At 66.2% G+C, this 13,937-nt stretch carries 14 protein-coding genes and 1 pseudogene; 9 read left to right on the top strand and 6 right to left on the bottom strand.

Annotated features, from left to right (window positions below; genetic code table 11):
- Positions 1-121: 121 nt before the first annotated feature.
- Positions 122-427, bottom strand: coding sequence for a hypothetical protein (locus BHS09_RS32455; RefSeq protein ID WP_140799956.1), 306 nt, complete (start codon positions 425-427; stop codon positions 122-124).
- On the opposite strand from BHS09_RS32455, the gene BHS09_RS39060 reads away from it, so the two are divergent.
- The 4 genes and pseudogenes from BHS09_RS39060 to BHS09_RS40395 all read left to right on the top strand — a co-directional run.
- Positions 414-1,235: a hypothetical protein gene (locus tag BHS09_RS39060; RefSeq protein ID WP_140799955.1), complete on the top strand. Its 822-nt coding sequence runs from the start codon at positions 414-416 to the stop codon at positions 1,233-1,235. The genes BHS09_RS32455 and BHS09_RS39060 overlap by 14 nt on opposite strands.
- A 407-nt stretch (positions 1,236-1,642) precedes the next feature.
- Positions 1,643-2,899, top strand: a complete 1,257-nt coding sequence (locus BHS09_RS32445; RefSeq protein WP_140799954.1) for a lipase family protein — start codon at positions 1,643-1,645, stop codon at positions 2,897-2,899.
- 65 nt (positions 2,900-2,964) lie between these two features.
- Positions 2,965-3,120: a hypothetical protein gene (locus BHS09_RS38695; protein ID WP_161605191.1), complete on the top strand. Its 156-nt coding sequence runs from the start codon at positions 2,965-2,967 to the stop codon at positions 3,118-3,120.
- Between the two features lie 65 nt (positions 3,121-3,185).
- Positions 3,186-3,266 (top strand): annotated as a pseudogene (locus BHS09_RS40395) (transposase); the annotation flags it as partial.
- A 50-nt stretch (positions 3,267-3,316) separates the two neighbouring features.
- On the opposite strand, the gene BHS09_RS32435 reads toward BHS09_RS40395, so the two are convergent.
- Complete coding sequence (locus BHS09_RS32435; protein ID WP_237079958.1) at positions 3,317-4,438, bottom strand: sterol desaturase family protein; 1,122 nt, start codon at positions 4,436-4,438, stop codon at positions 3,317-3,319.
- 298 nt (positions 4,439-4,736) lie between these two features.
- Between BHS09_RS32435 and BHS09_RS32430 the strand changes: the two genes are divergently transcribed.
- Entirely contained in the window at positions 4,737-6,242 is a 1,506-nt protein-coding gene (locus BHS09_RS32430; protein ID WP_140799951.1) for an endo alpha-1,4 polygalactosaminidase, read from the top strand.
- 4 nt (positions 6,243-6,246) lie between these two features.
- On the opposite strand, the gene BHS09_RS39735 is transcribed toward BHS09_RS32430, so the two are convergent.
- Together BHS09_RS39735 and BHS09_RS32420 are read right to left on the bottom strand one after the other, a co-directional pair.
- Positions 6,247-6,477, bottom strand: a complete 231-nt coding sequence (locus BHS09_RS39735) for a hypothetical protein (protein WP_237079957.1) — start codon at positions 6,475-6,477, stop codon at positions 6,247-6,249.
- The gene (locus tag BHS09_RS32420; protein WP_140799950.1) at positions 6,447-7,088 is read right to left on the bottom strand and encodes a protein phosphatase 2C domain-containing protein; all 642 of its coding nucleotides are present in this window, start codon (positions 7,086-7,088) and stop codon (positions 6,447-6,449) included. The genes BHS09_RS39735 and BHS09_RS32420 overlap by 31 nt, the downstream gene beginning before the upstream one ends.
- Positions 7,089-7,282: 194 nt before the next feature.
- On the opposite strand from BHS09_RS32420, the gene BHS09_RS32415 reads away from it, so the two are divergent.
- Together BHS09_RS32415 and BHS09_RS32410 are read left to right on the top strand one after the other, a co-directional pair.
- Positions 7,283-7,624: a hypothetical protein gene (locus BHS09_RS32415; protein WP_140795252.1), complete on the top strand. Its 342-nt coding sequence runs from the start codon at positions 7,283-7,285 to the stop codon at positions 7,622-7,624.
- Positions 7,625-7,849: 225 nt separating this feature from the next.
- Complete coding sequence (locus tag BHS09_RS32410; protein WP_140799949.1) at positions 7,850-8,773, top strand: hypothetical protein; 924 nt, start codon at positions 7,850-7,852, stop codon at positions 8,771-8,773.
- A gap of 15 nt (positions 8,774-8,788) precedes the next feature.
- On the opposite strand, the gene BHS09_RS32405 is transcribed toward BHS09_RS32410, so the two are convergent.
- The gene (locus BHS09_RS32405) at positions 8,789-9,391 is read right to left on the bottom strand and encodes a DUF4291 domain-containing protein (protein WP_140799948.1); all 603 of its coding nucleotides are present in this window, start codon (positions 9,389-9,391) and stop codon (positions 8,789-8,791) included.
- 299 nt (positions 9,392-9,690) lie between these two features.
- On the opposite strand from BHS09_RS32405, the gene BHS09_RS32400 reads away from it, so the two are divergent.
- Together BHS09_RS32400 and BHS09_RS32395 are read left to right on the top strand one after the other, a co-directional pair.
- The gene (locus tag BHS09_RS32400; RefSeq protein WP_237079956.1) at positions 9,691-10,506 is read left to right on the top strand and encodes a TrmB family transcriptional regulator; all 816 of its coding nucleotides are present in this window, start codon (positions 9,691-9,693) and stop codon (positions 10,504-10,506) included.
- Positions 10,503-12,332: an aspartyl protease family protein gene (locus tag BHS09_RS32395; RefSeq protein WP_140799946.1), complete on the top strand. Its 1,830-nt coding sequence runs from the start codon at positions 10,503-10,505 to the stop codon at positions 12,330-12,332. Before BHS09_RS32400 ends, BHS09_RS32395 begins: the two co-directional genes overlap by 4 nt.
- A gap of 328 nt (positions 12,333-12,660) precedes the next feature.
- Here BHS09_RS32395 and BHS09_RS32390 read toward each other — a convergent pair whose 3' ends face one another.
- Positions 12,661-13,335 carry a DUF4476 domain-containing protein gene (locus BHS09_RS32390; protein WP_237079955.1) on the bottom strand — a complete coding sequence of 225 codons (675 nt, stop codon included), beginning with the start codon at positions 13,333-13,335 and terminating at the stop codon, positions 12,661-12,663.
- Positions 13,336-13,937: the final 602 nt, after the last annotated feature.

The raw sequence follows: 13,937 nt of genomic DNA, 5'->3' as shown, positions 1-13,937 counted from the left end.
GGCGGCAGAGAGTTGTGGGTCGTGGCTGCGCCAGGCTCGGCACTACACCTGCTTCACCCGGAGCGTGGTGCTTGGGGATTGCGCCCACTCGGCGCCGAGGTCGGCATGGGCGGCGAGCGCCTCACCGTCCTCGGCGCCCCCAGTGCTCGCGAAGGTGAGCCCGGTGGCCAGCGCGCTCACGCCCACGCGGCTCTTCGGCCCGCTCGATGCGCAGGCGCGGCAGGGCCTGCACGGTGGGCGTGGCCTTGGCGAAGTCCACGAAGCCCAGCTCCACCTGGCCGCGCACGGCGCCCTTCTCGTTGAGCCACAACCCGAATCGGCGCTGCTGCACCTGGAGGCTGAAGCGCTCCTGGTCCGGCTTCGTGGCGAGCGCGTGATTGCCCGCCGCCACCACGGCCACAGGGGGCTGCTGGGTGAAGGACTCCATCGCGGCAGCACTTCCTCAGCAAGACGGGTCAGTGGCACACGCGAGCGCGTCGAGGCGACCGTGCGGTGGACGCGTTATCGTCGCGCCGATGATGAGCTCTCTCGACTTCACTTCCTGGCGTGGCCTCGCGGCGACGCTGGCCAGCCTCGTGCTGGTGTCGCTGGTCGTCGTCAGCATCCGCCTGCTGGTGATGCAGACCGTGCAGCGTCGACGCGAACGCGAGAACCGCCAGATCAACGAGCGGCTGAAGACGCTGATCTCCGCATACAAGACGCTCGGCGGCTCATTCACCGGTGAGCTTGTCGTCGACCCGACCCACCTGCGCGACATGCGCCGTCGGCTCGCGGCTGGCGAGCCACTCGAACAGGAGCCCGAGCAGGGCCTGGTGCTTGCGTCGCCGCTCGACCACCCAGCGCTCGAACGCCGTCGGCGCACGCGCGATGCGGTCGAGGCGGCGCTGTCGGATGTGATGCTGCTCGGCACCGAGGAACAGGTGCGGCTCGCCGCGGAGGCTGCCGCGGACATGGTCGCCGGGCGCAAGGTCGGCACCGCGCGGCTGGTCGTATCGCTGCGCGATTTCATCCGCCGGGCGCTCGACCTCGAGCCCATCCCCCACGGGGTCGCGATTCCCGACCAGGGCCCATTGCGTCCCAGCGGCGGAGGAGGGGGCAAGGGCGGCGACAAGGGCGGTGGACGAGGGGGCGGTGGTGCCGGAGGAGGAGGAGGTACCGGCGCTGGAGGCATCGGAATGGGCGGGGCAGGCGTCCATGAGGACACCGACGACACCGACGGCGGCCATCGCGTTTGAACCTGGGAGAGTGCTTCCCCCCTGACGCTGGCGGGCCAGCGGCGCTCCAGTCGAGGCAGCAACTGGCAAGGATAGGCGGAATGGGAGCCCTCTTGCCGGGCGGAGGACTGGTACCAGCAAGGCCACGCGCTGCGCCGGTGTAGGGGGCCGTGCCCGGCCTTGGGGAACACTGCCGCCCTGGCCGCCCTTGATTGAGAGGAGGGCGCCAGAGAGTCGTGGGTCGTGGCTGCGCCAACTCCAGGGTTTCCAGACGCGCCGTGCCAGCGCCTGCTCAGCTTCGCACGGGCCCGGCGGACATCGCCCTGGGTGGCGCACTGCCCAACGTGGCTTTGAAGCACACATGCCGCGGCGAAAGGGCTTTGGGTAGGCGCAGGTGCGCTGAGGACCCATTGAACGAGGTATTGCAAATGAACGTGTCCACTGGCGCGTCAAGCCTGCTGCTGACGCGTCAAACACCCGGTGCCAGTTCTGACATGCGTGCGTTTGCCTCAGGACGTCGCGGCATGCGGTGCTGGCACGTCTCCTGCTCTGGGTTTGTGACAGGTCTCGAAGCGGTAATCGAATGCTCCGAGGCCGGCAAGAGGCAGTGCTCTGCCGCGGCGAGGCTTTGCTCTCGCGGCCTGCTGGACACGACTTCACCACGACCCAAAGAGAGGATGAGTCATATGCAAGTCACAAATCCAATCTACGCCGGAGGGAGCTACGACATCATTCAAACGGTGTTCAAACTCTCAAGGTTCTCCAATCTGGGTGACAATCTGGAAGGTTCGGCCTCCGACATCCAGCAGCAACTTGGACCGGTCATAGACGACGCGCTGACGAAGCACAGCGAACAACTTGGCGTGTGGACGCGAGTGTGGGGGCCCTGCGTCTTCCAGGCTGACAAGGACTGTAGTGGTAAATCGAGAGTGTCCAAAGTGGCCGATCACGTCATGTACGTTGCCTACAATACGTCGGCCAACTGCTATGTCGTGGCAGTCGCTGGCACCAATGGAAACAAGGATGGTGATCACAATTGGTATGACACGGATTGTCTGGACGACAATGTCACGGTCACAACCGGCTTCCCTCTGGGCATCAACCCAGCGAATGGTGACAAGCCCGACACGAAGAACGTGGGGTACGTCTCGCAGGGGGCCGCATGGGGAACCACGAATCTGCTGAACATGCAGGACCCGAAGACGCAAAAAACGATTCAATCCTTCTTGAAGGACAATGAATCTTCCCAAGGGACGCTGATTTTCGCTGGGCACAGCCTGGGTGGCTCGCTCAGCCCGACCTTGGCCCTCTGGCTCTACCCGAACGCCTTCGCGGCAAGTCGGTGGGGCGCGCTCTACGTGCTGCCGACGGCGGCCCCTTCGACCGGAGATCGAGGATTCGTCAACGTCTTCAGTGCGATATTCCCGCCGACGGCAATCCGCGGCATTGCAAATTATGGGTTCTGGAATCAGGTCATTTGGAACCAGTACGATGTGGTGCCTCACGGCTGGACCAATCTGATGAACATCCAGCCCTTCAATGTGCAGAACGATGTCGTGTGGGATTATGTCCAGGGAAAATCCTGTCAGACGCTCTACGGTCCGCTCAGTGGTCTCAGCGCCGACATTGTTTATGATGCGATCAACGCGAAGTACCAATTGTTGCGAGCCCAAATCCCTACGTGAGATTGCCTTCGCAGATGTTTACGCCGTCGCCGCTGCCTGCGAAGCCGAGCACGTTCTTGGACTTCATGAACACGGTGGGACAGCAGCACATCGACGCCTATGATTCCTTCTTCGGGGTGTCACCCACCGGGACGAAATTGAAGGTCAGCCTGGTGACACCCGCGCCTGGCGCCGCCGCCGTCACGAGGGCGGATACCGCGGCCTCGCGGAGCGCGGTCTAACCCTCCGGACTCGAGCGTGGCTGGAGACAGGCTCACCGCAAGTCCGCACAGGCTCCAGGTGAGCCCCTGGTACCAGCGTGGTGGAGGTGGCCCGGAAGCACGGCATCACCGAGCAGACGCTCTACCGGTGGCGCCAGACGCTCGGGGTGAGAGACGAGCCCGCCTTGGCGGCGGATAAAGAGGTCGATTTTCATTTCTATCCGTAAGGCGTCTCTTCGTGCCGTTGGAACGGGTAGGCGAGCTGTCCCAGGTAGGTCTCTGGAGGCTGGAACTTCGTCGTTCCATACCGTGACGGCCAGTGCTCGGGCAGATGCGCGGTGCCGAAAACCGCATCAATGAAGGACAGGAAGACAGCGAAGTTCTTATCGATGCCTTCCTCGTCGGACGTGTGGTGCCAGTGGTGGAATTCGGGCGTCGCGAACACCCAACGGAGATAGGGCCAGCGGTGGCTCACGTTGGCGTGGATGTAGACGGCGTGGAAGGACACGAAAACGAGGTAGCCGTAGATGGCGGCCGGGCTGAAGCCCAGCAGGAACACCGGGATGAACCCCGCGAACCGGTTGACGAGCACGTCCACCAGGTGAGAGCGCGAGCTGGCCAGCCAGTCCATCTGCTGACTGGAGTGGTGGATGGCGTGGAACTTCCACATCCACGGCACCTGGTGGAAGGCGCGGTGCACCCAGTAACTCACCAGGTCCACCACCAGGAGGATTTCGAAGAATTGCAGCCACACGGGCTGCGCGGCCACATGGGCCTGGAAGTCCATGCGCACCGCCCAGGAGAAGAAGACCTGCACCGGAATCATCACCGAGAAGGAGATGAGCTGTACTCCCACATGGCTGACAAAGAAGTGCTTGAGGTCTGTCTGCCAGCCCTCGCGGAAGATGCGCTGCGGGTGAAGCCCCCATAGCCGCTCCATGGGGATGAACAGGAGCCCCAACACGAGGAGCTCTAGCGCGAAATAGTCCAGGCCCGCGCTTAGCGCACGCGGCTGGTGGGTGAGCGGCTCCGCCTGGCTGCCGCCCAGCAGCATGGCCACCAGCGCGAGCAGCATGGCGATGCCGCCATGCGCCTTGGAGCGCAAGGTGAGCATGCTGAAGGCCCCCAGCGCGAAGGTGGCGACGATGGCGGCCTGGAGGATGCCCCGGAAAGCGCACAGGTGCTCCACGTAGAAGGCCCGGCCGTCGTTGGACACCAGCAAGTGGGGAAACAGAAAACAGAATTCGACGCACACGCACAGCACGCCCAGTAGGCCGCCGGTGACACCAGCGCGCTTGCCCAGGTTGATGCGCAGGGCAGGAGTCAAGGGGAGGTCCAAGGGGAGTCTTCCTGAGAGAGAATGCCTTGGCGCAAGCCTATTCCACTTCCCGTCCGCGGCTAGCATCGGCCTCGTTGGCTCCGGTGGTCGCGTGTACCTTCCACCAGAGGCCAGACCCCATCACCTGCAACGCACCACTCCATCCAGACAGGAACGAATGTTCCAGGACATGGCTGAATGTCGCGTGTCGCGCGCCACATCGCGTTGATGATTCCGGGTGCCTGAAGTTAAAGCCCGTCACGTTCGCCGAGCGCATCGACATCGGGGCGGGGCCCGGCTCTGGCGACAGGGAGCGCACATGCGAGTCGCGGTAGTAGGGTGGACGAGTCTGTGGTGCATCGCGCTGTTCGCCTGTGGAGGTTCCTCCGGAAGCGCGGACAGCGCGGAGCGGAGCGGGGACACGGCCGTCCTCGCGGCTGCCCGGACATTGACGTGCGCCAGTCTCCAGGTTGAGAGCGGCACCATCGGCTCGGGGCAGACCGTCCAGGGGCTGCACACGCAGACGTTGTCGGGCACGCAGGACCGCTGGGCGGAGTACGTCGAGTTCTCGCCCGGCGCCTCCGCCACGTGCACGTACGCGCTCCCAGCGGACGTGGGCGCCGCCGACGTCGTCGCCGCCGAGGTGGGCATCAACTATCGAGGGCCCCTCAAGTCGCAGATGCGCTGGCTGTTCGAGGCGTGGGACTACGCGGCGGGCGCCTGGGTGCTGGTGGGCGACAACACCTTCGCGCAGTCCTGGAGGTGGACCGCGACGTCGCTCGCGCTGCCGTCTCCCCAGCGCTTCGTCAGCGGAGGCCCGGTGACGCTGCGCTACCGCACGACGTCCACGGCGGATGCGTCGCTGCTGGACCTGCTCGTGGTGCGCATCCAGGTCGCCGCCTCGGACGCGGGCACGCCCGGCGACGCGGGGACTCCCACGGACGCGGGAACCTCTGGCGACGCGGGCACCCCCTCCGATGCGGGAACGGGGACCGACGCCGGCACGCCCGTATCGTGGGAGGGCGTCCACAGCTTCACCTACCAGCTCACGAACTATCCCCAGGGGAAGCTCGACACCATCGCCAACTCGAAGTTCGACCTCGCCATCGTCGAGCTGTCGCGCGACGGCTCCGATGGCTGGTTCACCGCTGCCGAAATCACCGCGCTCAAAGCCAAGGGCAAGCAGGTGCTCGCGTACTTCGAGATTGGCGCCATCGAGGAGTACCGCCCCGAGTGGCCTCAGGTGCCCGACGACCTGAAGCTCGGCCCCGTGGCCGGCTGGCCCGACGAGCAGTACGTGAAGTACTGGGACGAGCGCTGGTGGCCCATCGTCCAGGGCCGCATCGACCAGGCGCTCGCCGCGGGCTTCACTGGGTGCTACCTGGACATGGTGGTGACGTACGAGGAGATTCCCGCGAACTCCGCGGGCACCAACCGCGCCGACCTCGCGCGGAAGATGGTGGCCCTCATCGAGCGCATCAGCCAGTACGCCAAGGCTCGCAACCCGGCCTTCAAGGTGATGCCCCAGAACTCCCCGGAACTGGTGGATGACCCCGCCTACCTGCCCGCCATCGACGGGCTGGGCATGGAGGACATGTACTGGTCCGACGACAACGCCTGCGACGAGGGCTGGTGCGAGGAGAACCGGACGAATGCGGCCCGGGTCCGCGCGGCCGGCAAGCTGGTGCTCTCCACCGACTACGCTACTCAGGCCGCGCACGTCGCGGACGCCTATACCCGCTCGCGCGCGGCGGGCTTCGTCCCCTACGTCACCGTGCGCGCGCTGGATCGGATGACGGTGAACGCGGGGTGGGATCCGCAGTAGCGGCTCAGGCCGTCCGGCGCTTCTCCACGAGTGGGAGGGGCGCCGGTGGCGGCTGCGTCCTCACCGTCTTCGTGAGGCGCCCGCCCGCCAGCACGAGCGCGCCTCCCACGGCGAGCCCCCAGTGCAGGGCCTCGTCCAGCACCGTCCACGCGGCCGACGCCCGCAGCGCGTCGAGGTTCTCGTAGGCCGGCGCGAAGGGCAGCATCAGCACCGGCGTGGAGCGCTCGGGCGGCACAGGACGAGCCCCACGTCATCCGGGAGCGTGCCGCTCGCGAGTCGAGGCAGCGCGGCGAGCGCGAGCACCGCGGCGTTTGCGTCGGCGAGGCTCACATGCTCCTGGATGAGACGGAGGTCGACGTACTTGAACAACCCGTCTGATGCGCCGAGGAGCATGCCGCCTCGCCACGCGAGCTCGAAGGTGACGGGCCGCGCCAGCCCGCTGCCGAGCAGGGGCTTGCGGTGTTGATGCTCCGTCAGCGCGGTCGGCTCTCCGTCCTGGAACAGCCACAGCTCCGAGTCCCCCACGCTGGCCCCCACCACTCGCCGCGTGGTGACACAGGCGACCACGGCGGTGGTTTCACCACCCTGTCCCGAGGCCACCCGCTCCGCGTCGCACCGCACCAGCACGTCGCGCCAGGTCTCCGCGCGTTCCGCGTCGGCTCCGGCCTCCATGGCGTCCTGGACGCCACGAAGCACGGCCTCCGCGGCCTCGGCGCCACGTCGTGAGTTTCCCGCCCCATCCGCCACCACGAGCACCGTCGCGTCACCTCGCGTCAGGGCCAGCACGCGGTCCGCACCCGTCTTGCCCGCCTGTTCCACATGCCACGCCGTCTCCAAATCGCTCATGTGTCGCGTTCCTGGAGGCGCTGAGCGAGCTGTTGCCGGAGGGAAGATGGGGATTTGTGTGGTTTCATTTAATTCCTGATTTACTGCTTTAGGTCTGGTTTATCTTCGTCGTAGGGTGGTGGGCGTGGACGGGACGCGTCCACATGGCAACGCCATCCTCAGGCGTTTCAATTTCCGAGGAAGAGAGAACAACAATGAAGAAGCTGCTCCTGGGGTTCATGCTGGCCGTGGTTCCTGCCGTGGGCTGTGGTGTGGGCGCGGAGGATGCGCCGACGGACACAGTGGAGACGGTGACGACCGAGTCCGGTGAGAGCATCAACCTCGACTACAGCCCCCTGACCTCGGAAGAGGAGCCGCTGGCGTCGATGGGTGACGCGGACGGTGAGGTCTCCGCGATGGGCCCGAACTGTTGGGTCACGCTCCTGTACTGCAAGGACCCTCGCTACAACGGCTGGGCGACCTGCAAGCAGAACGGCAAGTGCACCGACAAGCAGTTCGTCGACAACTGCCTCGCGCTCTACAGGAAGACCTGCTAGGCCTTTTCGGAGCCGCGAGCGCGGTATGAAGAGCCCGGCACCCGCGAAGGGTGGCCGGGCTTTTCCCTGTTGGAGGGAGCGGGCTGGAGGGCGTGCGCGGACTGTGCGCCGGGCGATACAGGTCCAAGCCCGCAGAGACATGTCCTTCGCGCGAGCGTCGCACTTGTTCTTGGAGCGGGTTTGGGCTTGACGCAAGGTATGTCCATGAATCGGATGGAGTCCGCGATGTTCTTCAGGTCGGTGCTGTTGTGGGTTCCCATGCTGGTGGGCGCGGGGATAGGAAGGTGGCGTCGCAATCGCGCGGGTCCCGACGTGCCCGCCGTCACTGGCGTGTGGTCCCTCGTGAGCCTCGTCGGGGCGCTGGGCGTGATGATGTCCCGCAACGCCATCATGGAGGCCAGGACCATTGCGTGGCTCAATACGCTCGGCGTGGTGCCCTTCGAACTCACGCCAAAGTTGATGCAGGGCGTCTCCGGGTTCGCGGCCTTCGTGTTGGGCTTCGGCCTTGCGTCCATGCCCTGGGGCGCCGCGCATCAGACCTCCGAGGTGCCAGCCAACGCATCGGGAGTGACGGGAGCCACGCAGGGCCCCGTCAACAAGCACTCCAGCACGAAGGTGTTGGTCATCATCAGCTCCGTGATGGCCCTCGGCAGTGGCATTGGGGTGGTGATTACGGGCCTCAAGAAAGGTGGCTTCCTGACGACCTCGGACGTGGGAGGTCTCCCCGAGTTGACTCATGTCCAGGCGCAGCTGAGACCGCTCGAGGCCTGTTCGCTCACCTACCAGCGGCGCGACAAGCGAGGCCAGCGCCAGCACCCGACGTCGGTCTTCATCGAGTCGTGCACGGTGGGCGAATACATCAGCGTCCTCATCGACGTCCCAGGGACCTGGGCGGACAAGGGGGTCGGCTTCGAGATGACCCGAGGCTCCATGTCGGAGCCCTGGGAGATCCTGGTCGAGAAGGCGGACGTGCCCTTCCCCGACCTCAAGGAAGCGCTCGAGCACTTCGCGCCCCTCATCGCCGCGCGCTATCCAGAGAAGCTGCGCGAACGACGCGCGGGCGCGAGCGAGATGGAGCGCCACCTGAACGAACGGGAGCGGCAGGAGCAGGAACGCAAGGCGCGGGCGAAGACCTCCTACCCGGAGTGACGCCCCGGCGGCTTCTCATGGCCCGGTGCGCATCCCGAGCTGACGGACGAGCTCCGCCGACACGGGATAGGCAGCCTCGGGGGGGAGCAGTCGCGAGGCCTGCTCGGCGCGTCCGGTGTCCAGGTGCTTGCGCAACTTCAGCACGAGTGGCGTCAAGTCCGTGATGGAGACAATCCAGTCCTCCACGAAGCGCTGGATGATGGCGCGGCCCAGCCCCACCTGGATGCTGTCATGGGGCAGTCCTGCACCACGCAGCGTGCGCTCGGGGTCCCACTGGACATGGACAGGCGCGGCGTCGAAGGCCGTGCGCCACGCCTCCGGCGAGCCGTGGGCCTTCGGCTCGTAGGCGGTGAGGACCCCGAGCCCCAGGGCTGTCTCCCAACCACTGCGCTGGATGCGCACGGCCAGCGTCCGCTCCTGCCCGCTCTTGTGCCCCCAATTGGAGCGGTGCATGAGCCACAGGAAGCTGGGTTTTATCCAGGTCATCCTCCCGGTGGAGAAGGGCGGACCGAACTTCTGCTTCGCCACCGCCACGTCCGCGATGGCGTCCGGATACGCCTGATACATCACGATGGATGTCCGGTCGAAGTCGGCACGGACCTCCCGTTGTGCGCTCATGACCGCGCCCCCGTCCCACTCGTCTGTCGCGAGCCCCGTGTCATGGCGAGCACGGTAGCAGGCCCACGCGGGCGTGTTGGACCATCCTCCGGGTACGCCAGGTCGCATCAGGGGGGGGGCGATGCACCGAGGCGCCCAGCACCGGCGTGAGTTGGGAGCTGTCATCGGCGAAATCGGCTGCCTTTGCGGCGGCGCAGTCTCCACGACGGCTCCATCGGGGCACACCTTGACCCGCTGTTACTTGACCATTATTACCAACCAGTAATAACACTCTCTCCATGGACGCGGATGAAGGGCTCGTGGCCCTTGGGTTCACGGAGGTGGAGGCGCGGGTGTACTGCGAGCTGCTCAAGGGGGCGCCCGCCACCGGATACCGGCTCGCGCAGGCACTGGGGAAGGCGCCTCCGAGCATCTACCAGGCGCTCGCCTCGCTCGAACACAAGGGGGCGGTGCTCGTCGAGGAGGGCGAGCCCCGCTCCTTCCGGCCCGTTCCTCCGGACGAAGTGCTCACGGCGCTCCAGCGTGGCTTCGAGACGCGCAGGCGCGAGGCCGCGGACGCGCTGCGCAAGCTCCACGCCCCGGTGCAAGACGACCGCATCTACCACCTCAAGAGCCATGCACAGGTGATGGAGCGCGCGCGGGCGATGATTGCCGGCGCCACGGAGCGGCTGCTCTTCGACCTCTTCCCGCCGCCCCTCGCGGCCCTCACCCCGGCGCTCACGGAAGCGAGCGCCAGACGCGTGTCCATCGCGGGGCTTGTCTATGACGAACCCCCCAAGGCTCCCTTCGCCTGTGTGCGCTCGTCCAGCGCGGACTTCGTTCGGGAGCGCTGGCCGGGCGCGCAACTCACGCTCGTGGTGGATGCCCGCGAGTTCCTGGTGGCGCTGCTCACGACGGATGGCACCGGCGTCAAGCAGGCCATCTGGAGCGACAGCGTCTATCTCTCCTGTCTGCAACACAGTGGGCTGGCCGCGGAGATCCAGTTGAGCGCTCCACCGTCCGCGCGCGCGCGGCTGGCGCGGTCCTTCTCCCTCATCAACTCGAGCCCTCCGGGGCTGCGCCAGCTCGTCGGGCGTCAGCCCCGTTCCTCTTCCAAGCGCGGAGACACCCCATGAGAGTCCTCATCGCGGTTCTGCTGACCCTGCCCCTCCTGTTTGGCCCCTCTGAAGCCGGGGCAGAGGCGCTGCAGCCGCTCCTCGCACGCCACCTCGCGTGGCGTGGCGGGGACGCCTTCACGCAACTGGAGAGCATCCACGCGAAAGGGAAGTCCGTGACAGGCGGACTCCAGGGCCCGATGGAGTCCTGGAGCCACCGGGACGGGAGGGCACGCCGGGATGAGGACTATGGAGTGATGCGTCAGTCGATGACCATCACCCCAGATGGCGGCTGGAAGCTGAACGCCAGCGGACAGGTCGAAGATGCCTCGCCCACCGACGCGCGCGATGTCCGGCACCAGGTGGCGCTCGACTTCGGGGCGGCGCTGCGGGGGAGCGCCGGCGCGACGCTCGCGCTGCAACCCGATGCGCAGCGCGACGGCCACGCCTGGAAGGTGGTGCGCGTCACCTTTGGCGATGAAGACCTCTACGACCTGTTCCTCAATGAGGCCGACGGAGCCCTCCACGGCCTGCGCATCCGCGAGGACAACGTCACCCGCTTCGTGCGACTGGGGGACTGGCGTCAGGTCCAGGGCGTGCGAATCCCCTTCCTGGAAGAGGTGCTCACCGACAACCCGGATTCCGACTCACGAACGGTGGTGGAGACGCTGGAGCTGAACGTACCCATTCCGCCCGTGGTCTTCGAACGCCCCCAGGACGTCCGCAAGGCGAGCTTCGCGAAAGGTCACCACAGCACCGGCTTCATCCCCTTCGAGTTCTTCGACGAGAACCGCGTCTACATTCCAGCGCGGGTGAATGGCCAGGTGACGCAGGTGCTTCTGGACAGCGGCGCCGAGATGACGGTGGTCGACACGGCCTATGCGCGTGAACTGGGGCTGAAGACGCAGGGGCAGCTCGCGGCGGTCGGCAGCGGAGGACAGGCACAGGCCCAGCTCGCGGGTGGCGTGGACATCACCTTGGGCAACTTGCGACTGACGGGGCTGACGGTCGCCGTCATCGACCTGTCCGAGGTCGCGCGGTTGATAGGCCACCCGCTGCCCGTCGTCCTGGGCAAGGAGTCCTTCAACCAGCTCGTCGTGGACGTGGACTTCCCCAACCGGCGCGTCGCCTTCCATGAGGCGTCCCGCTTCAAGGCTCCGCCGCGAGCGGTGCGACTCCCGCTGGTTGAATCCGCGGGTGGGCAGCGCGCCGTCCAGATCTCCATCGAGGGCCGTCCCCCCATTCCGGTGCTGTTCGACGTGGGCAACAGCGGAGCGCTCTCGCTCTTCCCCGCCTACTGGCAGCAAGCGGGGCTGCTCACGGAAAGGCGCAGCTCCAGGACGCTGTCCGGAGCCGTGGGCGGACTCCGGGAGCGCGATGTGGCGACGCTGAAGGACATCCAACTGGCGGGCTTCACCATGAAGGACGTGCCCACGGTGTTCGACGATGCGGGCAAGAGTGTCTCCGCCTCGGACCGGCTCCTCGGCAACCTGGGGCTCGCCGTCCTCGGGCGCTTCCGGATGATAACGGACTATGCGACGGACACGCTGATGCTGGTCCCCGATGCCCGCGCGCTGCGGCAGCCCTTCCGCAAGGACCGGTCCGGCCTGATTGCCCTCCCCGCGGAGGGGCGGCTCGTGGTGAAGCTGGTGGCCCCTGGGAGCCCCGCCGCCGGCTCGGGCTGGAACGCGGGGGACGAAATCATCGCCATTGATGGCAAGCCCATTGGCCCCGATTACGCGGGCACGGAACTCTCGCGTTGGCGATATCGCGCAGCAGGTCAGACGGTGGTGCTCACTTTGAAAGACGGCAGCAAGCGCCAGCTCACCCTACGAGACTACTACTGAGCCACCGTCGAGCACGTCACGGCTCCTAGGAGCCGGCACGCCCAGGGCGGACCCTGGTTCTACTGGTGCTGACCGACCCGGCTGAGAAGATGACTGACGGGGCCCTTGGGCTGTGCGCCAGGCCGGTGGAGCGGCCTGGCGGCCCCCGCTGGGCACACGCCGTACCAGGCGGCTCATCCATCCAGCAAGGGGGCAACGCGACTGCATGTGGCGCAACACCCCGCCAGCTTCGCTCTCCCCTGAGCCGCGGCCAGCGATGCGGACCGCAGGGGCAGGGTAGGCGGGGCTACGTCGGCGCGCGGTGGCTGCTGGAACGACATCCCGTGGATTACTGCTCGGTGATGATCTCCACGTACTCGTCAGCAGAGATGGAGTTCCTCCACTTGGAAGAGAACCCCAGCGCGTGCTGCGGGTTCACCACGCGGGGCGCGGCCGTCTTCGCCACGTCCAGGCGGGTGATTTCGTTCTTGAACAGGTCCAGGACGAGGCCGAACTGCTTCGCGGTGAGGAAGGCCCGCTTCATCACCTTCTCCACCATTTCCTCCCGCGTCAGCTCGTTGTGAGTGCTCTTGAGGGACTGCATGAAGCCGTGGAAGGTCTCCGCGTCCATCGCGAAATGGCCGTTGCGCTGCATGGTGCAGCCCGGGTCCTGGTTCGTCCCACAGTCGCGGAACGCGGGCTCGGAATGGTGCCGCACATGTCGGACGGGGGGCTCGCGCGGCGCGACTTCCTCGCGATGCTCATGGCGCTCTCTGCGCTCATGTCGCCCCGACGGAGGCGGAGTTCCGGTTCCCGACACGTTCACCTCCATGCGAGTACCGCCACCACGAATCTCCATGTTGACGCCCGCTGGGTTGCCATCCGGGGACATGCCCTCCACGGAAATGCTGGTCGACGGCATGCCAATGTCATCGGCGTGGATGTTCATCTCGACGTCCTGGGCGAAGGCGGAGGAAGCGGCGAACATGGATGAGGCAATCACTGCGCGAGCAATCGAGTTCATCGAACTTTTTCTTTCTATTTGAGAAGCCGGTGGGCCCGTTGGGGCGCGGGGAGTCATTCACCGACTGGCCCACCTGGACGCTCTTCAGCGTGGATTATTCACGGCTCATTTGTCGACTAAAAAGCCTCGCTTGCGCGTGGTGTCGTGCCCGGGGAGGGCGCCGCGAGCCATGCGTCCCGGACCGCGATTCTTGCCGACGATTCAATGCAACGATGTCGCCCGGCCTGTCTCTTCCATTTGAGACGAGGCATTCGTGTTCCCCGAATAGACCTGGGGAGGGACATGAAGACGGCGACTCGCTACCTGTTGGTGGGGCTGTGTTGACTCCAGCGAGCGCGGTGACAGTTCCGCGCCGGCGATGCGCATCAAGGGGGAGTCTGTCCTTCAGGTGGACTCTCGCTGGGAGCAGTCTGGGGACCTGGGAGGTGTTCGGTCGCTGCGTCTGCGCCGCTATCTTGGATAGGCACAGTCATCAGATGGAGTCGCGCGCGTCGATAGTGTGCTGGGTCACCACATCGGCTCGCTGCGCGCTACGATTTCAGCCACGAGCGCGTCCTCGGTCGTCGCGTTTGAGTGAAGCGCAAGCGCTGGCGTGAACCACA

It is taken from the genome of Myxococcus xanthus, from assembly GCF_006402735.1.
Taxonomy (GTDB): domain Bacteria; phylum Myxococcota; class Myxococcia; order Myxococcales; family Myxococcaceae; genus Myxococcus; species Myxococcus xanthus_A.
This window is presented reverse-complemented; position numbering and strand designations above follow the sequence as displayed.